17 protein-coding genes and 1 pseudogene are annotated in these 19,891 nt (G+C 71.5%); 12 read left to right on the plus strand and 6 right to left on the minus strand.

What is annotated here, in order from left to right:
• A pseudogene (locus tag FFT10_RS27805) lies at positions 1-390 on the plus strand (hypothetical protein); the annotation flags it as partial.
• 21 nt (positions 391-411) lie between these two features.
• Here FFT10_RS27805 and FFT10_RS19665 read toward each other — a convergent pair.
• The 4 genes from FFT10_RS19665 to FFT10_RS19680 form a co-directional block, all read right to left on the minus strand.
• Positions 412-720: a high-potential iron-sulfur protein gene (locus tag FFT10_RS19665; protein WP_228027197.1), complete on the minus strand. Its 309-nt coding sequence runs from the start codon at positions 718-720 to the stop codon at positions 412-414.
• A 138-nt stretch (positions 721-858) separates the two neighbouring features.
• Positions 859-2,052 (minus strand): amidohydrolase family protein, encoded by a 1,194-nt coding sequence (locus tag FFT10_RS19670; RefSeq protein ID WP_137734575.1) that lies wholly within the window; start codon positions 2,050-2,052, stop codon positions 859-861.
• Between the two features lie 61 nt (positions 2,053-2,113).
• Positions 2,114-2,815, minus strand: coding sequence for a TetR family transcriptional regulator (locus tag FFT10_RS19675; RefSeq protein ID WP_137734576.1), 702 nt, complete (start codon positions 2,813-2,815; stop codon positions 2,114-2,116).
• A 24-nt stretch (positions 2,816-2,839) separates the two neighbouring features.
• Positions 2,840-3,613 (minus strand): ferredoxin--NADP reductase, encoded by a 774-nt coding sequence (locus tag FFT10_RS19680; protein WP_137734577.1) that lies wholly within the window; start codon positions 3,611-3,613, stop codon positions 2,840-2,842.
• Between the two features lie 239 nt (positions 3,614-3,852).
• Here FFT10_RS19680 and FFT10_RS19685 point away from each other — a divergent pair, with 239 nt between their 5' ends.
• The 11 genes from FFT10_RS19685 (at position 3,853) to FFT10_RS19735 (ending at position 17,424) form a co-directional block, all read left to right on the plus strand.
• A complete protein-coding gene (locus FFT10_RS19685) occupies positions 3,853-5,460 on the plus strand; it encodes a 6-hydroxynicotinate reductase (protein WP_137734578.1) in 1,608 nt (535 codons plus the stop codon).
• On the plus strand, positions 5,460-6,365 hold the full coding sequence (locus FFT10_RS19690; protein ID WP_137734579.1) for a UPF0280 family protein: 906 nt from the start codon (positions 5,460-5,462) through the stop codon (positions 6,363-6,365). Before FFT10_RS19685 ends, FFT10_RS19690 begins: the two co-directional genes overlap by 1 nt.
• A 23-nt stretch (positions 6,366-6,388) precedes the next feature.
• Complete coding sequence (locus FFT10_RS19695) at positions 6,389-7,030, plus strand: amino acid synthesis family protein (protein WP_137734580.1); 642 nt, start codon at positions 6,389-6,391, stop codon at positions 7,028-7,030.
• A 21-nt stretch (positions 7,031-7,051) separates the two neighbouring features.
• Positions 7,052-7,636 (plus strand): amino acid synthesis family protein, encoded by a 585-nt coding sequence (locus FFT10_RS19700; RefSeq protein WP_137734581.1) that lies wholly within the window; start codon positions 7,052-7,054, stop codon positions 7,634-7,636.
• A gap of 43 nt (positions 7,637-7,679) precedes the next feature.
• Positions 7,680-8,885: an ABC transporter substrate-binding protein gene (locus FFT10_RS19705; RefSeq protein WP_137734582.1), complete on the plus strand. Its 1,206-nt coding sequence runs from the start codon at positions 7,680-7,682 to the stop codon at positions 8,883-8,885.
• A gap of 129 nt (positions 8,886-9,014) precedes the next feature.
• Positions 9,015-10,898, plus strand: coding sequence for an ABC transporter permease (locus FFT10_RS19710; RefSeq protein ID WP_137734583.1), 1,884 nt, complete (start codon positions 9,015-9,017; stop codon positions 10,896-10,898).
• Positions 10,898-11,665 carry an ABC transporter ATP-binding protein gene (locus FFT10_RS19715; RefSeq protein WP_137734584.1) on the plus strand — a complete coding sequence of 256 codons (768 nt, stop codon included), beginning with the start codon at positions 10,898-10,900 and terminating at the stop codon, positions 11,663-11,665. The genes FFT10_RS19710 and FFT10_RS19715 overlap by 1 nt, the downstream gene beginning before the upstream one ends.
• Positions 11,662-12,390: an ABC transporter ATP-binding protein gene (locus FFT10_RS19720; RefSeq protein WP_137734585.1), complete on the plus strand. Its 729-nt coding sequence runs from the start codon at positions 11,662-11,664 to the stop codon at positions 12,388-12,390. Before FFT10_RS19715 ends, FFT10_RS19720 begins: the two co-directional genes overlap by 4 nt.
• Before the next feature lie 17 nt (positions 12,391-12,407).
• Complete coding sequence (locus tag FFT10_RS19725; RefSeq protein ID WP_137734586.1) at positions 12,408-12,890, plus strand: (2Fe-2S)-binding protein; 483 nt, start codon at positions 12,408-12,410, stop codon at positions 12,888-12,890.
• Positions 12,887-16,513 carry a molybdopterin cofactor-binding domain-containing protein gene (locus FFT10_RS19730; RefSeq protein WP_137734587.1) on the plus strand — a complete coding sequence of 1,209 codons (3,627 nt, stop codon included), beginning with the start codon at positions 12,887-12,889 and terminating at the stop codon, positions 16,511-16,513. Before FFT10_RS19725 ends, FFT10_RS19730 begins: the two co-directional genes overlap by 4 nt.
• On the plus strand, positions 16,513-17,424 hold the full coding sequence (locus FFT10_RS19735; protein ID WP_137734588.1) for a DMT family transporter: 912 nt from the start codon (positions 16,513-16,515) through the stop codon (positions 17,422-17,424). Before FFT10_RS19730 ends, FFT10_RS19735 begins: the two co-directional genes overlap by 1 nt.
• A gap of 10 nt (positions 17,425-17,434) precedes the next feature.
• Here FFT10_RS19735 and FFT10_RS19740 read toward each other — a convergent pair whose 3' ends face one another.
• The gene (locus tag FFT10_RS19740; protein WP_137734589.1) at positions 17,435-18,901 is read right to left on the minus strand and encodes a hypothetical protein; all 1,467 of its coding nucleotides are present in this window, start codon (positions 18,899-18,901) and stop codon (positions 17,435-17,437) included.
• On the minus strand, positions 18,898-19,800 hold the full coding sequence (locus tag FFT10_RS19745) for an AEC family transporter (protein WP_137734590.1): 903 nt from the start codon (positions 19,798-19,800) through the stop codon (positions 18,898-18,900). Before FFT10_RS19745 ends, FFT10_RS19740 begins: the two co-directional genes overlap by 4 nt.
• Positions 19,801-19,891 lie beyond the last annotated feature (91 nt).

A 19,891-nucleotide genomic window follows, 5' to 3' on the forward strand; every position in this document is an offset into this window, starting at 1 on the left:
GCCGTGGCCGCCGCGCCGCCGCGCGCGCCGGCGCCGGCCAGCGGTCAGCCCGCGGCCGAGATCGCCGCCGCCACCGCCACGCTGGTGGCCGATGCCGACTGCATCCAGCTGGCGCTGGTGGCGCTGGAGAAGGGCAAGCCGGTGCCGGCGGCCGCGGCCGGCCAGCAGGTCACCGGCAGCGGACGGCTGCAGTTCCACGCCGCGCCCGATGCCAATTGCCGCATGCAGGGCGTGTTCATCCTGCCGGGCGAGCCGGTGGAGGCCGACCGTGAACTGGGTGGCTTCACGGCGGTGTGGTACCGCAACCCGCGCACTGGCGGCGAGGCCACCGGCTGGGTGCGCAGCAGCCGCCTCGCGGCAGGTGCGGCACCCGCCACCCAGCGGCCCTGAGCGCGGGCCGGCGGCGCTGGATCAGGTCTTGACGTAGGAGCTGCACCAGCCGCCATTGGCCACCAGGCGGTCGGCGGTCAGGTCGCACTCGGCCCAGGCATCCGTCGGCTTGCCCAGCCAGGCCATGCAGTTGTTGCACTTCTCCGCCGGCGTGTGCTTGGGGAAGCGGGCCTTGTCGACCTGCGCCGAATCATGCTTGTAGCCGAGCGACACGGCCTTGGCCTCGCTCTCCTCGAACCGCTTCGGGGCGGCCATGGCGCGGCCGCAGGCGAGGGCACCGCCGGCGGCGGCCACGTGGATGACGAAACTGCGACGACTGGATGGCTTCATGGACAGGGCTCCTGCAGAGGATGGGGCGCTGGCCGCTGCAGTCTCCGGTGGATCCGGCTGATCGCGACCATGCGGTGGGACTGCTGCAGGAGGTTTCGGCCCTGACGTGCCGAACTTGAGCGCCTGCCCGGCGCCCGGTCAGTGGCCGACCACCACCGGCACCTCCGCCGCTGGCGGCGTGTTGCGGCTGCGGCCGCAGCGCACGATGCCGTCGATCACCACCATGCCCACGCCCGGGATGTCGCCGAGCTGCACGCTCTCCAGCAGCGTGCGGCCGGCGGTGTGCTGGGCGCGGTCGAGGAAGACGAAATCGGCATCGCGGCCGGGCTCGATCAGGCCGCAGTTCAGGCTGCGCAGCCGGGCGGTGTTGCCGGTGGCGAAGCAGAACACCAGCTCGGCCGGGATGTTGCCCAGCGACGAGAGCAGGGCGATCATCCGCAGCATGCCCAGGGGCTGCACGCCCGAGCCGGCCGGCCCGTCGGTGCCCAGGATCACCCGGTGCGGGCATTTCAGCTGCATGGCGGCCTGGGCCGCGGCGATGGCCACCTTCTCGTTGCCGTTGTGCACGATCTCGATGGCGCGCGGGCTCTTCTCGCACAGGTCGCACACATCCCGCTCGGGCAGGCTGGTGTGGCCGCCGTTGATGTGGCCGATGACGTCGGCATCGGCCTCCAGCACCACGTCCTTGTCGATCAGGCCCGAGCCGGGGATGCTGGGCCCACCGGTGTGGATGGTGCTCTGGATGCCATGCTTGCGCGCCCAGGCCACCATCTCCTTCGCTTCGTAGCCGGCCTTGACCGAGCCCAGGCCCACTTCGCCCAGCAGCTTGACGCCGGCGGCGGCCAGCTCGGCGAAGTCGCCCTCGACCATGCCCTTCTCGATGACGGGCGCGCCGGCCAGCACCTTCACGCCGCCGGGGCGGAAGTTGTCGAAGGCGCGCTGGGCGGTGATGGCCAGGGCCTTCAGGCCGACGATGTCCTTGGGCCGACCGGGCAGGTGCACCTCACCGGCGGAGATCATCGTCGTCACGCCGCCGTGCATGGTGCTGTCGATCCAGCCGATCTGGTTCTGCCGCGGTGTCCAGTCGCCGAAGACCGGGTGCACATGGCTGTCGATCAGGCCCGGCGCCACACAGGTGCCGCGGGCGTCGATCAGGGTGGTGGGAAGGGCGGTGTCGCAGTCCTTCTCGCGGCCCACCTGGGTGATGATGCCGTCGACCACCACGATGGTGTCGGCGTCCAGGATCGGCCGCTCCAGATCACCTGACAGCAGCAGCCCGATGTTGCGGATCACCACCTTGCCCGACTTGCCACCTGCTGCCACATCTGCCATCGCTGCGCTCCGAAAGTTGATGTAGCAAAGGCTACATGAAGCGGCGTGCCTGCTCAAGCGCTCAGGTGGCAGGCGGCGACAGGCAGACGGCGCGGCGCACCGCGTCGATGACGAACGCCTCCCAGTGCGCCAGTGCGGTGGGCGCCTCCAGGTTCTCGCCCAGGAAGGAGCTCAGCGTGAAGCGGTTGCTGAGGTAGAAGTAGGCCATCGACGCGATCATCAGGTACACGTCGCGCGCGTTCAGCGTGGGCCGGAACAGGCCCTGGGCGATGCCGGCCTGCAGCACGCTGTCGGTGATGGCCAGGGCGGGGGACGAATAGTCCTTGGCCCGCACGCTCTTGGCGATGTGCTTGCCGCGCAGCAGGTTCTCGCTGTTGAGCAAGGTGATGAACTCGGGGTTCTTCTGGTAGTAGGTCCAGACGAAGCGGATCATCGCGTCCAGCGCGGCCAGCGGCTGCGTGGTGTCCAGCACCAGGCCCTGCTCGGCCTCGTTGAAGCGGCGGTAGGTGTCCTCGATGACCGCGATGAACAACCCTTCCTTGCTGCCGAAGTAGTAGTAGATCATCCGGTCGTAGGACTTGGCCGCCTTGCTGATCTGCTCGACGCGGCCACCGGCAAAGCCGTGGCGGGCGAACACCTTGGTGGCCGCGCGCAGGATGGCATCACGGGTGGCCTGCGCGGCCAGCGCACGCACGCCGGGTGCGCGGCTGCCATCGGCCCGGGCGGGCCGGGCAGCGGGCTTCTTCCGGGCGGCGGTGGCCATGCGGTCAGCGCGGGCCGGCGGGTCTCACTGCTCGACGAAGGCGCGCTCGATCACGTACTCGCCGGGCGTGGTGGTGTTGCCTTCCTTGAAGTGGCGGGCTTCCAGCAGGGCCTTCAGGTCCTTCAGCAGCGCCGGGCTGCCGCAGATCATCACCCGGTCTTCGGCCGGGTTGATGTTGGGCAGGCCGAGGTCGCTGAACATCTTGCCGCTGTCGAGCAGATCGGTGATGCGGCCCATGTTGCGGTAGGTCTCGCGGGTGACCGTGGGGTAGTACAGCAGCTGCTGGCTGATCATCTCGCCCAGGAACTCGTGCTTGGGCAGTTCCTGCGTGATGTAGTCGTGGTAGGCCAGCTCGTTGACCTGGCGCACGCCGTGCACCAGCACCACCTGCTCGAACTTCTCATAGGTCTCGGGGTCGCGGATGATGCTCATGAACGGCGCCAGGCCGGTGCCGCTGCCCATCAGGTACAGGCGCTTGGCCGGCAGCAGGTAGTCGATCAGCAGCGTGCCGGTGGGCTTGTTGCCGACGATGACCTTGTCGCCTGGCTGGATGTGCTGCAGCCGGCTGGTCAGCGGGCCGTCCTGCACCTTGATGCTGAGGAACTCCAGCGTCTCTTCGTAGTTGGCGCTGACCACGCTGTAGGCACGCAGCAGCGGCTTGCCGTCCACCCGCAGGCCGATCATCGTGAAATGGCCGTTCTTGAACCGCAGCGTGGTGCCGCGGGTGGTGGTGAAGCTGAACAACCGGTCGGTCCAGTGGTGGACGGTGAGGACGGTTTCTTCGTTGAAGGCGCTCATGGTGGTGCGGCAGTGTTCGGAAAGGGTGCGGTCCGGGCACCAGGCCGGCGCGGCGGTGGACGCCCCCCGCTGCGCTTGCATGGCCTGCGGCCTGAATGTAGCATCGGCTACACATTGGTTTAGCAGGCACTACATGAATTTCCGGCCTGCCGAGCTGGCCCGCATTGTGCCTCAGGCACCGGGTTGTCCCTGGGATGAAGGGTTGCAGGGGCTTGTCGTGGATCAGCCGGAGGGCAGGCATGTCGGAGCATGAGCACACCAAGACCGATGGTCTGGGTGAATCGTTGGCGGTGGCGCCGGCGGCCCCGGTGGCCGACTGGCGTGCCGCGCCACGCAACCAGCGCATGGCCGCGCACAAGATCGAATGCAATGCCTGCCCGGTGCTGTGCCAGATCAGCGAGGGCAAGGTGGGCGCCTGCGACCGCTATGCCAACCACGGCGGCACCCTGGTGCGCGTGGACCCGGTGCTGCTCGTGCGCCAGCGGTTGGATGCCGCGGCCGGTGATGCTGCTTCAGCCGATCTGGTGCCCTTCCTGCCGCAGGGCGCGCCGGCCGAGGCACTGGATGCCGATGCCCCGTCGCTGTTCGTCACCGCGGTGGGTGCCGGCACCACCTACCCCGACTACAAGCCGGCGCCGTTCATCGTGTCCAGCCAGCTGCAGGGTGTGGACATGGTGACCGTGGTCACCGAGGGCATCTTCAGCTACTGCAGCCTGAAGCTGAAGATCGACACCGACCGCTGGCTGGGCCCCGAGCAGGCCAACGTGCGCTGCAACGGCGAGGTGGTGGGCCATGTCACCACCGCCGAGTACGGCAGCCAGATGCTGAGCCTGGGCGGTGTGCACCACATCACCGGCGGCAGCAAGAAGGAAGGCCGCGTCACCGTCGACATGCTGTGCGCGATGGGCAACCACCAGGCGGTGGATCTCAGCATCGACGGCGGCGCCCAGGTGCGGGTGCAGGCCGGCCAGCCGCCCATCGTCAACGGCGTGCCCGAGCAGCGCATGCGGCTGGGTTGCGGCTCGGCCACCATCGGCATCTTCGCCCAGCAGTTCGCCGGGCTGGTGGACGAGGTGGTGGTGGTCGACGACCACATCACCGGCGTGCTCACCGAGCACCAGGCCGGCCGCTGCCTCAGCCTGAGGCCGTCGGGCCTGAAGATCCGTGGCCGCAAGAGCACGCCGGGCCGCTACTTCCAGGTGGCCAACCCCGGCACCGGCTGGGGCGGCACCGACATCGCCGACCCGCTGTCGATCCTGGAGCCCTGGGATGCCGACGAAGCCTGGCCGGGCCAGCGCCTGCTGATGGTCAGCACCACCGGCGAGCATGCGGCCTGGTTCGAGCTGGACGCGGCGCTGCAGCCGCAGCCCGCGGCCATGCCGGCGGCGGTGCAGGCCATCGTCGACCGCATCGGCGAGAACTGCGAGCCGGCGCTGTGCACCGTGCTGTTCCTCGCCGGCGCGGGCGGCAGCCTGCGCGCCGGCGTGACCGACAACCCGGTGCGCCTCACGCAAGCCATCAAGCAGAGCCTGGTCAACGTGACCTGCGGCGGCGCGCCGGCCTATGTGTGGCCCGGCGGCGGCATCACCGTGATGGTGGATGTGCTGCGCATGCCGGCCCACAGCTTCGGCACCGTGCCCACGCCGGCCATCGTGGCGCCGATCGAGTTCAGCATGCGGCTGGGCGACTACCAGCGCCTGGGCGGCCACATGGCCTATGTGCGCACGCTGGGACAGACGCTGGCCACCGGTGCGTGGCATGGCGATGGGGCACCCGTGGCCCGCCGCATCGCCGATGCGGCACCGGCCAACCCCTGGCCGCTGGGGCGCGCCCCGCTGCTGGGCTGATGCCGATGTGGCAGGCGCAACGCGCAGTGCTGCCAGGCGGGCGCTGGCACTTCCAGCATGGCCCGATCGACATCGTGATCGCCGCCGAAGGCGCCGCCGATGCGGTGGCCGCGGCGCATGCAGCTGCCTGGGCCTGCTTCCAGCCGCTGCTGACCGATCTGGTGGCCGAGCTGCCATTGCTGCGCCAGCCGGTGGCCGCAGCAGGCACCAACCCGTTGCAGGGTGCTGTGGCGCGGCGCATGTGGGCCGCCTGTGCGCCGCTGCGCGCTGCGGCCGACGGCTTCCTCACGCCGATGGCTGCCGTGGCCGGTGCGGTGGCGCAGGAATTGATCACCGCCTACCAGCGGCCGGGCATCACCCGCGCCTGGGTGAACAACGGCGGCGACATCGCGCTGCACCTGGCGCCCGGCCAGTCGGCCCGGGTGGGGCTGGTGGCTGACCTGTCGCGTTTTGATGCCGATGCCCTGGCGCGCACCGCGGCGGGGACGCTGCGCACCGATGCGGGCTTCACCGTGGCGCACGCCAGCCTGGTGCGGGGCGTGGCCACCAGCGGCTGGCGCGGCCGCAGCCACTCGCTGGGCATCGCCGACAGCGTGACGGTGCTGGCGGCCACCGCGGCGCAGGCCGATGCCGCCGCCACGGTGATCGCCAATGCGGTCAATCTGGACGATGCCCGCATCCAGCGTGCGCCCGCCAGCAGCCTGCGCGACGACAGCGACCTGGGCGAGCGGCTGGTCACCGTGGCCGTGCCGCCCTTGCCGGCCGCTGCGGTGCAGCAGGCCTTGCAGGCCGGCCTGCAACTGGCGCAGCGGCTGCAGGCGCAGGGCCTGGTGCAGGCGGCGCTGCTGGCCTGTCAGGGTTCTCTCGCTCGGCTGGCGCCGGTGGGCGCGCTAGAGTTGGTGTAGTAATTGCTAAACGAATTGCAGCCATGAACCTCATCGACATTCGACGTGTCTTCACCCAGGTGGAAGACATCCACCATGAAGGCGGTCCACGCGCCGCGCAGCCGCTGCGGCGCGGCGCCATCGCCGCGGTGCTGACCAACCCGTATGCCGGTCGCTACGAGCCCGACATCCTGCCGATGATGGAGGCGCTGAACCGCGTGGGCCTGGACATGGCGCGCCGCCTGCTGGCCGCCATGGCGGTGCCGGTGGAGGCGATCCAGGGCTACGGCAAGGGCGCGATCATCGGCGCCGCGGGTGAACTGGAGCACGGTGCGCTGTGGCATGTGCCCGGCGGCTATGCCATGCGCGAGCTGCTGGGCTGGAAGGGCGACGCCGCGGCCTACAAGCGTGGCGAAGGCAGCAGCGGCCAGAGCGGCAACGCGCTGGCCATCGTGCCCAGCACCAAGAAGGTGGGCGCGCCCGGCACCGCGCTGGACGTGCCGCTGACCCACATCAACGCCAGCTATGTGCGCAGCCATTTCGACGCGATGGAAGTGCGTGTGCCCGGCGCGCCCAAGCCCGACGAGCTGGTCGTGATCCTGGCGATGAGCTGCGGCGCGCGGGTGCATGCCCGGGTCGGCGGCCTGGCGGCCGACGCCATCGCCAAGTGGGATGGACAACGCTGAATATCACCAGGAGAGCAAGCCATGCCCGCCGAGATCCGCAAGCTGATTGTCCAGGTCGACGAAACCCGCCGCGAGATGGGCCGCGACGTGAACCCGCCCACCCGCCGCGCGCTGGCGATGGCGGTGATCACCAACCCGTTCGCTGGCCGCTATGAAGACAACCTCGATGCGCTGATCGCCATCGGCGAGGAACTGGGCGCGCTGCTGGGTGACAAATGCGTGCAGGCCCTGGGCATCCAGCCCGGCCAGGCGCAGAGCTACGGCAAGGCCGCCATCGTCGGCGAGGCCGGCGAGCTGGAGCATGCCGCCGCCATCCTGCACCCCAAGCTCGGCGCGCCGCTGCGCAAGGCGGTGGAGAAGGGCGCCGCCCTGGTGCCCAGCGCCAAGAAGCAGGGCGGCGTGGGCACCGCGGTGGACGTGCCGCTGGGCCACAAGGATGCCGCCTTCGTGCGCAGCCACTTCGATGCCATCGAGGCCCGCGTGGCCGATGCCCCCCGCGCCAACGAGATCGTGGTGGCGGTGGCTGTCACCGACAGCGGCCGGCCGCTGCCCCGCGTTGGTGGCCTGCAGGCGCATGAGGTCATCGGCCAGGACGGCCTGCGCTAGCCGTTATCGTTCCACCCGTTTCCACTCCGTCGAGGACCCCCGCATGAACCGCAAGCACTTCCTGGCTGCCCTGGCCACCCTGACCGCCGGCCTGGCGTCCACCGGCGCCCAGGCCCAGGGCGGACCGATCAAGATCGGCGAGGTCAACAGCTACAAGGTGCAGCCCGCCTTCCTGGAGCCCTACAAGAAGGGCATGGAGCTGGCCGTCGAGGAGATCAACGCCGCCGGCGGCCTGCTGGGCCGCAAGGTGGAACTGATCACCCGTGACGACAACGGCAACCCGGGTGATGCGGTGCGCGCCGCCGAAGAGCTGGTCTCGCGCGAGAAGGTGGACGTGCTGACCGGCGCGTTCCTCAGCAACATCGGCCTGGCGCTGACCGATTTCGCCAAGCAGAAGAAGTTCTTCTACCTGGCCAGCGAGCCGCTGACCGACAAGATCGTCTGGCAGAACGGCAACCGCTACACCTACCGGCTGCGGCCCAGCACCTACATGCAGTCGGCCATGCTGGTGCCTGAAGCTGCCAAACTGAAGAAGAAGCGCTGGGCCATCGTCTACCCCAACTACGAATACGGCCAGAGCGCCGCGGCCACCTTCAAGCAACTGCTGAAGGCGGCCCAGCCGGATGTGGAGTTCGTCGCCGAGCAGGCGCCGCCGCTGGGCAAGCTGGACGCCGGCAGCGTGGTGCAGGCCCTGGCCGACGCCAAGCCCGATGCGATCATGAACGTGCTGTTCGGCGCCGACCTGGCCAAGTTCGTGCGCGAGGGCAACACCCGCGGCCTGTTCCAGGGCCGCGAGGTGGTCAGCATGCTGACCGGTGAGCCGGAGTATCTGGATCCGCTGAAGGACGAGACACCCAATGGCTGGATCGTCACCGGCTACCCCTGGTACGGCATCCAGACGCCGGAGCACAAGGCCTTCTACCTGGCCTACCACCGCAAGTTCAACGACTACCCGCGCCTGGGCTCGGTGGTGGGCTATTCGGCCATCAAGAGCCTGGCCGCCGGCATCACCAAGGCCAAGAGCACCGACACCGAGAAGCTGATCGCCGCCTTCAAGGGCCTGGAGCTGATGACGCCGTTCGGCAAGGCGGTGTACCGCCCGCAGGACAACCAGAGCACCATGGGCGCCTTTGTCGGCAAGACCAAGAACGACAAGGGCCGCGGCACGATGGTCGACTACGTCTACCTCGACGGCGCCAAGTTCCAGCCGACGGATGCAGAGGTCAAGAAGCTCCGCCCGGCTGAATGACCCCCCCCGAAGCGCCTGCGGCGCTCCCCCCCAGGGGGGCGCACCCAGCGGCCCGGCGAAGCCGGTTCCGCGGCTGCCGCTGGGTTGGTCGGCATCCAGAAGTTCTGCCAACGTGATCACGCCGCGTTCATGACCTTTTCAGCTTTCATCGTCCAGCTGCTCAACGGGCTGGCCGGTGCCTCGTCGCTGTTCCTGGTGGCTGCGGGCCTGTCGCTGATCTTCGGCGTCACCCGCATCGTCAACTTCGCCCACGGCTCGTTCTTCATGCTGGGCGTGTACATCGCGTACACGCTGGTGGAGAAGCTGGGCGCTGGCCTGGGCTTCTGGCCGGCGCTGCTGCTGTCGGCGCTGGCGGTGGGCGCCATCGGCGCGGCGGTGGAGGTGTTGCTGCTGCGCCGCATCTACCGCGCGCCCGAGCTGTTCCAGCTGCTGGCCACCTTTGCCCTGGTGCTGGTGATCAAGGACGCGGCGCTGTGGCTGTGGGGGGCGGAAGACCTGCTGGGCCCTCGGGCGCCGGGCCTGCAGGGCTCGGTCGACATCCTGGGGCGGCGCTTCCCCACCTACGACCTGTTCCTGATCGTGGTGGGCCCGGCCGTGCTGGGCCTGCTGTGGCTGCTGCTCACCCGCACCCGCTGGGGCACGCTGGTGCGTGCCGCCACGCAGGACCGCGAGATGGTCGGCGCGCTGGGCGTCAACCAGGCCTGGCTGTTCACCAGCGTGTTCGCGCTGGGCGCGATGCTGGCCGGCCTGGGCGGCGCGCTGCAGCTGCCGCGTGAGCCGGCCTCGCTCAACCTGGATCTGCTGACCATCGGCGATGCCTTCGTGGTGGTGGTGGTCGGCGGCATGGGCTCGATCCCCGGCGCCTATGTGGCCGCGCTGCTGATCGCCGAGATCAAGGCGCTGTGCGTCGGCATCGGCAATGTCAGCGCCTTCGGCATCGAGTTCAACTTCAGCAAGCTCACCCTGGTCGCCGAGTTCCTGGTGATGGCGGTGGTGCTGGTGTGGCGGCCCTGGGGCCTGCTGGGCAGGCCACAGGCGGCCACCCGCAACAACGCGGCGGTGGAGCCGCCGCTGCGCGCCGCCGGCAAGCCGCTGCTGATGGCCGCCGCCGCGCTGGCCATCGCCCTGGTGGCGCTGCCGGTGGCCACTGCCGGCAGCCCGTACGTCACCGTGCTGGCCATCGACCTGCTGACGGCCGCGCTGTTCGCCGCCAGCCTGCACTTCATCATGGGCCCGGCGGGCATGCACAGCTTCGGCCATGCGGCCTACTTCGGCTTGGGCGCCTATGCCGCCGCGCTGCTGATGCTGAAGGCCGGCTGGCCGATGGAGGCCGCGCTGCTGGGCGCGCCGCTGGTGGCCGGCCTGGGGGCGGTGGTGTTCGGCTGGTTCTGCGTGCGGCTGTCGGGTGTGTACCTGGCGATGCTGACGCTGGCGTTCGCCCAGATCGTCTGGTCCATCACCTTCCAGTGGGACGACTTCACCGGCGGCAGCAACGGCCTCACCGGCGTGTGGCCGGCTGAATGGCTGACCGACAAGACGGCCTACTACTTCGCCACGCTGGTGCTGGTGGCTGGTGGTGTGCTGGCGCTGCGCCGGGTGCTGTTCTCGCCCTTCGGCCTGGCCATGCGCGCCGGGCGCGATTCGCCGCTGCGGGCCGATGCCATCGGCATCGACATCAAGCAGATCCAGTGGCTGGCCTTCGTGCTGGCGGCGGTGGCCGCCGGCCTGGCGGGCAGCCTGTACGCCTTCAGCAAGGGCAGCATCTCGCCCGACAGCATGGCCGTGGGCAAGAGCGTCGACGGCCTGGTGATGGTGCTGCTGGGCGGCGTGCAGACGTTGACCGGCCCGGTGGTCGGCGCCGTCAGCTTCACCTGGCTGCAGGACACCGTGGCCCGCAGCACCGACTACTGGCGCGCGTTGCTGGGCGGCATCATCCTGCTGCTGGTGCTGGCCTTCCCGCAAGGCATCGCCGGGTTCGTGGGCCAGCTGTTCGACCGCCGGAAGGCCGTGTGATGAGCCTTCTGAATGTCACCAACCTGGGCAAGCGCTTCGGCGGCAACGTGGCGGTCGATGGCGTCAGCTTCAGCGTGGCGCCTGGCGAGCTGCTGGCGTTGATCGGGCCCAACGGCGCCGGCAAGAGCACCACCTTCAACATGGTCAACGGCCAGCTGGCGGCCGACAGCGGCAGCATCACCCTGGCCGGCCAGGAGCTGACCGGTCTGAAGCCGCGGCAGATCTGGAAGCAGGGCGTGGGCCGCACCTTCCAGATCGCCGAGACCTTCGCCTCGCTGACGGTGCTGGAGAACGTGCAGATGGCGCTGATCTCGGCCGACAACCGGCTGTTCAGCCTGTGGCGCCGCGCGGCCGACCACAAGGCCGACGAGGCCATGGACCTGCTGCGCCAGGTGGGCATGGCCGCCCAGGCCGACCGGCCCTGCAGCGTGCTGGCCTATGGCGACGTCAAGCGTGTCGAGCTGGCCATCGCCCTGGCCAACAGACCGAAGCTGCTGCTGATGGACGAACCCACCGCCGGCATGGCGCCCAAGGAACGCAACGAGCTGATGGCCCTGACCAAGCAGCTGGTGCTGCAGCGCGGCCTGGCCGTGCTGTTCACCGAGCACAGCATGGATGTGGTCTTCGCCTATGCCGACCGGCTGATCGTGCTGGCCCGCGGCCGGCTGATCGCCGAAGGCACGCCGGCCGAGATCCGCGACAACCCGCAGGTGCAGGCGGTCTACTTCGGCACCGGCAAGACATTCGAGAAGAAGGCGCACGCATGACCGATGCGTTGTTGCAGGTCGACGGCCTGAATGCCTGGTACGGTGCCGCGCAGATCCTCTTCGGCGTCGGCCTGGAAGTGCGCCGCGGCGAGGTGGTGGCACTGATGGGCCGCAACGGTGCCGGCAAGAGCACCACGCTGAAGGCCACCATGGGCATGCTGCAGCGGCGCAGCGGGCAGGTGAGTTTCATGGGCCGCGACATCGCCCGCGCCGAGCCGCATGCCATCGCCCGCGCCGGCCTGGGCTATGTGCCGGAGGACCGCCGCATCTTCAGCGACCTGACGGTGCTGGAGAACCTCGACGTCGGCCGCCAGCCAGCCCGCACCTGGCCCGATGGCACCGCAGCGCCCACCTGGACGCCGGAGGCGCTGTTCCAGCTGTTCCCCAACCTGGGCGAGATGCCGCACCGCCCCGGCGGCCGCATGAGCGGCGGCGAGCAGCAGATGCTGACCGTCGCCCGCACGCTGATGGGCAACCCCTTCCTGGTGCTGCTGGATGAGCCCAGCGAGGGCGTGGCGCCGCTGATCGTCGAGCAGATGGCGCAGATGATCATCGCGCTCAAGCGCCAGGGCGTCAGCATCCTGCTGTGCGAGCAGAACATGCACTTCGCCGAGCTGGTCAGCGACCGCGCCTATGTGCTGGAGAAGGGCCAGATCCGCTACACCGGCACCATGGCCGAGCTGGCTGCCGACGACGCGGTGCGTCGGGCCTACCTGTCGATGTGAGCGTCTCGAAAGCCGCCATGCCTCAGGCCGTTGAACTGCGGGTGAACGGCCGGGTGCAGACGCTGGCGGTCGACGGCCGCGTGCCGCTGCTGCAGGTGCTGCGCAACGACCTGGGCCTGAACGGCCCCAAGTACGGCTGCGGCCTGGGCGAGTGCGGCGCCTGCGCGGTGCTGATCGACGGTGTGGCCGCGCGGTCCTGCAGCATCCCGCTGGATGGCGTGGCCGGCCGTGCCGTCACCACGCTGGAAGGCCTGGGCACGGCCGAGCGCTTGCACCCGGTGCAGCAGGCCTTCATCGACACCCAGGCCGCCCAGTGCGGCTACTGCCTCAACGGCATGCTGATGGCCACCGTGGCGCTGTTGCAGCGCCATCCGCGGCCCACCGATGCCCAGGCCCGCACAGCACTGCAGCACCATTTGTGCCGTTGCGGCACGCACCTCGAGATCCTGGCCGCGGTGCAGCGGGCGGCCGATCTGATGTCAGCCGGCGCCCCACCATGAGCTTCCGCGCGGCTGCCTGGCGCACCCGGGCCGACTTCCGTGCCGCCACCGGCGTGCTGCTGGTGCTGCGTGATCCACCGCCACCGCCGCCGCCCGCCAGGGGCCAGCCGCCGGCGGTACCGGCCAACCCGGCCGAAGGACAGGAAGTGCTGCTGGCCCTGGTCGACGAGGGCGACGGCCGGCTGACCGCCACCGCGCTGGCCGGCCATGTCGACCTGGGCACCGGCATCCGCACCGCCTACGGCCAGATCGTGGCCGAGGAACTGGGCCTGCCGATGGCTGCCGTGCAGGTGCTCCTGGGCGACACCGCCCGCGCGCCCAACCAGGGCCCGACCATCGCCAGCAGCTCGCTGCAGCTGCATGCCCAGCCGCTGCGGGCGGCGGCGGCGCAGGCCCGGGCCTGGCTGCTGGCGCAGGCAGCAGCGCAGTGGGGCGTGCCGGCCGACCAGCTGCGCAGCAATGGCGACGCCTGGCTGGCGCCCGATGGGCAGCGCTTGCCGATGGCCCAGCTGGTGGCCGGCAGCCATGCCGAGTTGCTGCTCGACCTGGCCACGCCCACCAAGCCGCCGGCCGAGTACACCGTGGTCGGCATCAGCGCGCCGCGGGTCGACCTCACCGCCAAGGCCACCGGTGGCGAGGTCTATGTGCACGATGTGCGCCGCCCCGGCATGCTGCACGGCCGGGTGGTGCGCCCGCCTTATGCCGGGCTGGACGCCGGCCCCTTCGTCGGCACCAGCCTGCTGGCGGTGGACGAGGCCTCGATCGCCCAGGTGCCCGGCATCGTGAAGCTGGTGGTGCAGGGCGACTTCATCGGCATCGTCGCCGAGCGGGAAGACCAGGCCGAGGCGGCGATGCACGCGCTGCGGGTGCAGTGGCAGCCGCACATGCCCACCGCACTGCCGCTGGACGACATGGCGGCCGCCCTCAGCGCCCATCCGTCCACGCCGCGTGTGGTCTCCGAGAGCGGCGACGTGGATGCCGCCATCGACGCCAGCAGCCGCGCCTTTGCGCGCACCTACGTCTGGCCCTACCAGCTGCATGCCTCCATCGGCCCCAGCTGCGCGGTGGCCGAATGGCATGGTGACCGCGCGACCGTCTGGGCCGGCACCCAGAACCCGCATGCGCTGCGGGCCGACCTGGCCAAGCTGACCGGCCTGCCCGACACCGCCATCGACGTGGTGCGGCTGGAAGCCTCGGGCTGCTACGGCCGCAACAGTGCCGACGACGTGGCTGCCGACGCGCTGCTGCTGGCCCGCGCCGCCGGCGCGCCGGTGCGGGTGCAGCTCACGCGGGAACAGGAACACGCCTGGGAGCCCAAGGGCGCCGCCCAGCTGATGACGGTGCGCGGTGGCCTGGCCGACGACGGCACGCCGCTGGGCTATGACTTTTCCACCAGCTACCCCAGCAACGGCGCGCCCACGCTGGCCCTGCTGCTCACCGGCACGGTGCCGGCGGTGGCCCAGGCCTTCGAGATGGGCGACCGCACGTCGGTGCCACCGTACGCCTATGCCGACCAGCGCATCACCGTGCACGACATGGCGCCCATCCTGCGCGCCAGCTGGCTGCGCGGCGTGTCGGCCCTGCCCAACAGCTTTGCCCACGAGAGCTACATCGACGAGCTGGCCACCGCCGCCGGTGTCGACCCGGTGGCCTACCGCCTGCGCCACCTGCCAGACCAGCGCGCCGCCGAGCTGCTGCGCGCCACCGCCGACAAGGCGGGCTGGAAGCCGCACACCGCGCCGCAGCAGCAGCCACCCGACGGTGACTGGCTGCGCGGGCAGGGCGTGGCCTATGCCCGCTACATCCACAGCAAGTTTCCCGGCTACGGTGCCGCCTGGGCCGCCTGGGTGGCCGATGTGCAGGTGCACAAGGTCACCGGCGAGGTGCATGTCAGCCGGGTGGTGGTGGGCCACGACGCCGGCCTGATGGTCAACCCCAAGGGCGTGGAACAGCAGGTGCACGGCAATGTGCTGCAGACCACCAGCCGGGCGCTGAAGGAGCAACTGCGGGTGGACACCACCACCGGCACCGTGGCCACGCGGGACTGGGGCAGCTACCCCATCCTCAGCTTCCGCGAGGTGCCGGTGGTCGAGGTGCTGCTGATGCCGCGCCCTGGCGAGCCGCCGCTGGGTGCTGGTGAATCCGCCTCGGTGCCCGGCACCGCGGCCATCGCCAATGCGATCTTCGATGCCACCGGCGTGCGCTTCCGTAACCCGCCGTTCACGCCCGAGGTGGTGCGTGCCGCGATCAACCCGCTGCCGGCGCCGCCGCCGGTGGCCGCTCCGGCGCCACCACCGCCGCCCGTGGTGGCCGATCCGCAGCGCCGCCGCAAGCCGGTGTGGGCCATCGCCGGCGCCCTTGCCACTGCGGCGCTGGGCCTGGGCGCTGCGCTGCTGGGCCTGCGGCCGGGCGCCATCGCACCGGTGCAGGCCAGCGCTGCCGGCCTGTACAGCCCGCAAGTGCTGGAGCGCGGCCGCCAACTGGCTGCGCTGGGCAACTGCGTGGCCTGCCACACCGCAGAGGGCGGCGTGCCCAACGCCGGCGGCCGGCCGATGGCCACGCCCTTCGGCACCATCCACAGCACCAACCTCACGCCCGATCCGGCCACCGGCATCGGCGCCTGGAGCTTCAGCGCCTTCCAGCGGGCGATGCGAGAGGGCATCTCGCGCGACGGCCACCACCTCTACCCGGCCTTCCCCTATACGGCCTTCACCCAGGCCAGCGACGACGACCTTCAGGCGCTCTATGCCCACCTGATGGCCCAGCCGGCGGTGGTCAACGCCGTGCCCGAGACACGCCTGGCCTTCCCCTACAACATCCGCCCGCTGATGGGCCTGTGGAACGCGCTGCACCACCAGAGCGGCCCGGTGGCGCCGGTGGCCGGGCAGAGTGCGCTGTGGAACCGCGGCGCCGCCCTGGTCAACGGCCTGGGCCACTGCACCGCCTGCCACACCCCGCGCGATGCGCGGGGTGGCGAGCTGGCCCGCAGCGCCTACCTGGGTGGCGCCCTGGTCGACGGCTGGGAGGCGCCGCCGCTGGGCGCGCTCAGCCGCGGCCCGGTGCCCTGGACCGAAGACGCGATGGCCCAGTACCTGCGCACCGGCCACCATGCCCACCACGGCATCGCCGGCGGGCCGATGGCGCCGGTGGTGCAGGCCCTGGCCCAGGCCGATGAGGCCGACGTGCGGGCGATGGCGCACTACCTGGTGGCATTGCAGCCGCCGGCGCCGGCTGTGGATGCCCAGGCGCTGGTGCGGCAAGCCGCCGCCCAGCCCGGCCTGCTGCCTGGCCCGGCGCAGCGGCTGTTCACCACCGCCTGCGGCGCCTGCCACCATGATGGTGACGGCCCGCCCGTGCTGGGGCTGAACCAGCCGCTGGCGCTGAATGCCAACCTGCACAGCACCCGGCCCGACAACCTGCTGCGCACCATCGTCGAGGGCCTGCAGAGGCCGGCCTTCCCGGCCATCGGCCACATGCCGGCCTTCGGCCAGGCACTGGACGACCGGCAACTGGTGGAGCTGGCCGCCTGGATGCGCCAGCGCTTCGCGCCGCAGCAGCCGCCCTGGGCCGACCTGCCAGCTGCGGTGGCGCGGGTGCGGGCCGCGGTGGCCCACACGCCTTGATGACGCCTGCCAGCCGCGGCCTCTGGCTGGGCGTGGCCGCGATGGCCATGTTCGGCATGACGCTGCCGATGACCCAGCTGGCCACCGGCACCGCCGCCGCACCGCAGTTCACGCCGCTGTTCGTCACCTGTGCCCGGGCGGTGGTGGCGGCCGGGCTGTCGGCGCTGTGGCTGTGGCATGCGCGGGCGCCGTGGCCCACGCTGGCGCAGTGGTGGCTGCTGGCCGTGGCTGCTGCCGGCAATGCGCTGGCCTATCCGCTGACCCTGGCCTGGGCCCTGCGCACCGAGACCAGCCAGCATGCCGCGGTGGTCACCGCGCTGGCGCCGCTGGCCACGTCGGCGGTGGCGGCGCTGGTGCTGCGACAGCGGGTCGGTCGCGGCTTCTGGGCGTGCGCCGTGGCCGGTTGCGCGCTGGTGGTGGCCTTCAGCCTCTGGCGGGCGCAGCGGGCCGGGCTGGGCTGGCAGCCATCACCGGCCGATGCCTGGCTGGCGCTGGGTGTGCTGGCGGCATCGGTGGGTTATGTGGCCGGCGCCCGCATCACGCCGGCGCTGGGCGCCGAGCGGGTGATCTGCTGGGTGACGCTGGCCGCGCTGCCGGTCACTTTGCCGCTGGCGCTGCAGCAGTGGCCCGACCAGCCGGCATTGCACACCGTGCCATGGACTGCCTGGCTGGGCTTCGCCTACGTCAGCCTGTTCTCGATGTGGATCGCCTTCTTCGCCTGGTACCGGGCGCTGGCGCAGGGTGATGCGGTGCGCGTCAGCCAGGTGCAACTGCTGCAGCCGTTCTTCGCGATGGCCTTTGCCTGGCCCATCCACGGCCAGCCGGTGGCGCCGTCCAGCCTGGGCTTCGGTGCGGCGGTGGTGGCCACGGTGTGGCTGGGCCGGCGCTTCGGCAGCGCGCCGGCGCGCTGAATCGGGCCGCTCAGGGCCCCACCTGGCCGAACGCCACCTGCCAGGTGGCCGAGGCCACCGGCCGCGCGCCGCCGCCACCCGATCCGGCCAGCGCACCCAGGCCGATGCGCAGGCGCTGCGTGCCGTCGCCCAGCGGCAGCGCCGCCCAGCCCTGGGCCAGGGCCACCGCGCCGGCCGCGCCGCGCACGCCACCGCCGCCGGCACCGCCGGCCAGCAGTTCGGCGCCCAGCTGCCAGCGTGCCGGCCCGGCGGCCGTGGCCACGCCGGCGCCCACCAGGCCGATGGAGTAGCCGCCGGCATTGCCGCCCAGCGCGCTGTGGGCCTGGCCGGTCAGGTAGGTGTGCGGGCTGGTCCAGCGTTCCAGCACCAGGCTGGCGGCTTGCAGGCTCTGGCGGCTGCCGTCGGCGCGCGGTACCTGGGCGGCATGCAGCAGGCCGCCGCCCCAGGTGGTGCGCACCACCGTGCCGGCGCGGCCCGGGCTGCCCGGTCGGGCCAGCGGTTCCAGGTCCATGGCCAGCCACAGCTCGCGCCGCTCGGCCTTCATCGCCGGCGTGCGGCCCTGGGTGCGGCCCCAGGCGCCACCGATCTGCCAGCCCGGTGCCAGATCCCAGGCCAAGGTTGCATCGGCGCGCAGCAGGCTGCCGCCGCCTGTCAGCACGGCGCCACCGCCGCCCAGGCCGGCCGCGCCGCGCAGTCCCAGCTTCAGGGACGGCAACGGCCGCCAGCCCAGGCCGGCATGGGCCAGGATCTCCATGTAGCCGGCGGCGCGGCCCTGGGCGGCCGCGGCGGCTTCCAGGCCCCAGCTGCCGTCCAGGCCGTCGAAGTGGCGCTCCAGCCGGGCGCCCACCAACTGGAACGGCGCGGTGCCACCGCCATCGCCGCGTGGCTGGTGACGGGCCACGGTCAGCGCAAACTGGTCCAGACCCAGGCCGCTGCGCTGGGGCGCGGCCCGGCGCTGGCCGACAGCGGCCACCGGCAGGCGGTCGAAGGTGCCGGTCCAGCCCAGCACCAGGCCGGCCTGCCGGCTGCGGATCTCGGTGCCTGGGAACTGCACCTGCGACAGCGTCAACCCCGCTTGCAGCGGCCCCCACTGGCGCACCAGGCCCAGCGCGGCGCGCAGCATCAGGCCGTCGCCCACCGGCGCACCGGCGCCGCCGCCGCCGCCGGCCGACAGGCTGCTGGCCAGGTGCAGGCCGCCGCCCAGCGGCCACTGGTGCTGCACCGCCAGACCGCCGACGAAGAAGCCGCCGCGCGCGCCGGTGGCCGCGCCATGCACCACCGGGCCCAGCCACCATGCGCCGCCGACGTTGAACAGCAGCTGGCCCGTGGCCAGGCCCATGCGCTCCTGGCCGGGCAGGCGGATGCGTTCCACGCCCAGGCTGGCCTGCACCGGCAGCGGCGCATCGGGCGTCTCCGCTGCCATGGCCACCTGGGCAGCCATGGCCAGCAGCCCGGTGGTGATGCGCCGGCGGCTCATCGCAGCCATCCCAGGGCCAGCAGCGCGGCCGGCAGCCCGACCATCGCCAGCAGTGTCGACACCGTGACCAGCCCGGCCACGTAGGCGCCGTTGCCGCCCATGCGGGCGGCCAGCACATAGGCGCTGGCGGCCGTGGGCATGGCGGCAAAGGCCACGATCACCGCCTGCTGGGCCGGCGGCAACTGCAGCCACAGCACCAGGGCGATGCCCACCACCGGCAGCACCAGGTGGCGGATGGACATCAGGCCGGCGGCCAGCCACGGTGCCTCGCGCAGGGCGCCGAAGCGCAGACCGGCGCCCACCGCCATCAGGCCCAGCGGCAAGGCCGCCGCGCCGATGCGCGACAGCGTGGTGCCCGCCAGCTCGGGCAGCCGCACGCCGGCCAGGTTGCAGGCCAGGCCCGACAGCGTGGCCAGGATCAGCGGGTTGCGCGCCAGCTCCTTCAGGTAGCCCTGCCCGCCCTGGCGGGCCAGCGGCCACACCGCCGCCACGTTGCACACCGGCACGCACACCGCCATCAGCAGCGCCTGCCAGGCCACGCCCGGCGCACCGGCCAGCCGTTCGGACAGCGCCAGGGCCACATAGCTGTTGAAGCGGAAGGCGGTCTGCGCGCCGCTGGCGTGGGTCATCGGGTCGACACCTGGCGCGCGGCCCAGCGCGTAGGCCAGCACGATGCCGGTGCCCACCACCGCCAGCCCCACGCCGCCCAGCGACACGATCTCGGCCGGCCGGATCGGATTGCGCACAATCGCCTGGAACAACAGGCAGGGGAACAGCAGGTAATACACCAGGCGCTCGGCACTGTCCCAGACCGGGCGGTCCAGGGCGGTGTAGCGGCAGATCAGGTAGCCCAGCGCGATCAGCGCAAAGTCGGGCAGCAGCAGCAGCAAGTCAGGCATGCGGCAGTGTGCCAGCCGTCACGCGGCCGGCCCTGGGCAGCCGGGCACAATGACCGCCGTTCCGTGCAGACACCCAGGAGACACCCGGCAT

The sequence above is a fragment of the Pseudaquabacterium pictum genome, assembly GCF_005403045.1.
Lineage (GTDB): Bacteria > Pseudomonadota > Gammaproteobacteria > Burkholderiales > Burkholderiaceae_C > Pseudaquabacterium > Pseudaquabacterium pictum.

Coding starts and splice junctions, on each gene's coding strand:
- FFT10_RS19730 (WP_137734587.1), top strand. CDS start 12,887: ATGAGCTTCCGCGCGGCTGCCTGGCGCACCCGGGCCGACTTCCGTGCC.
- FFT10_RS19740 (WP_137734589.1), bottom strand. CDS start 18,901: ATGAGCCGCCGGCGCATCACCACCGGGCTGCTGGCCATGGCTGCCCAG.
- FFT10_RS19670 (WP_137734575.1), bottom strand. CDS start 2,052: ATGGCAGATGTGGCAGCAGGTGGCAAGTCGGGCAAGGTGGTGATCCGC.
- FFT10_RS19685 (WP_137734578.1), top strand. CDS start 3,853: ATGTCGGAGCATGAGCACACCAAGACCGATGGTCTGGGTGAATCGTTG.
- FFT10_RS19705 (WP_137734582.1), top strand. CDS start 7,680: ATGAACCGCAAGCACTTCCTGGCTGCCCTGGCCACCCTGACCGCCGGC.
- FFT10_RS19720 (WP_137734585.1), top strand. CDS start 11,662: ATGACCGATGCGTTGTTGCAGGTCGACGGCCTGAATGCCTGGTACGGT.
- FFT10_RS19715 (WP_137734584.1), top strand. CDS start 10,898: ATGAGCCTTCTGAATGTCACCAACCTGGGCAAGCGCTTCGGCGGCAAC.
- FFT10_RS19680 (WP_137734577.1), bottom strand. CDS start 3,613: ATGAGCGCCTTCAACGAAGAAACCGTCCTCACCGTCCACCACTGGACC.
- FFT10_RS19665 (WP_228027197.1), bottom strand. CDS start 720: ATGAAGCCATCCAGTCGTCGCAGTTTCGTCATCCACGTGGCCGCCGCC.
- FFT10_RS19710 (WP_137734583.1), top strand. CDS start 9,015: ATGACCTTTTCAGCTTTCATCGTCCAGCTGCTCAACGGGCTGGCCGGT.
- FFT10_RS19735 (WP_137734588.1), top strand. CDS start 16,513: ATGACGCCTGCCAGCCGCGGCCTCTGGCTGGGCGTGGCCGCGATGGCC.
- FFT10_RS19745 (WP_137734590.1), bottom strand. CDS start 19,800: ATGCCTGACTTGCTGCTGCTGCTGCCCGACTTTGCGCTGATCGCGCTG.
- FFT10_RS19725 (WP_137734586.1), top strand. CDS start 12,408: ATGCCTCAGGCCGTTGAACTGCGGGTGAACGGCCGGGTGCAGACGCTG.
- FFT10_RS19690 (WP_137734579.1), top strand. CDS start 5,460: ATGCCGATGTGGCAGGCGCAACGCGCAGTGCTGCCAGGCGGGCGCTGG.
- FFT10_RS19700 (WP_137734581.1), top strand. CDS start 7,052: ATGCCCGCCGAGATCCGCAAGCTGATTGTCCAGGTCGACGAAACCCGC.
- FFT10_RS19695 (WP_137734580.1), top strand. CDS start 6,389: ATGAACCTCATCGACATTCGACGTGTCTTCACCCAGGTGGAAGACATC.
- FFT10_RS19675 (WP_137734576.1), bottom strand. CDS start 2,815: ATGGCCACCGCCGCCCGGAAGAAGCCCGCTGCCCGGCCCGCCCGGGCC.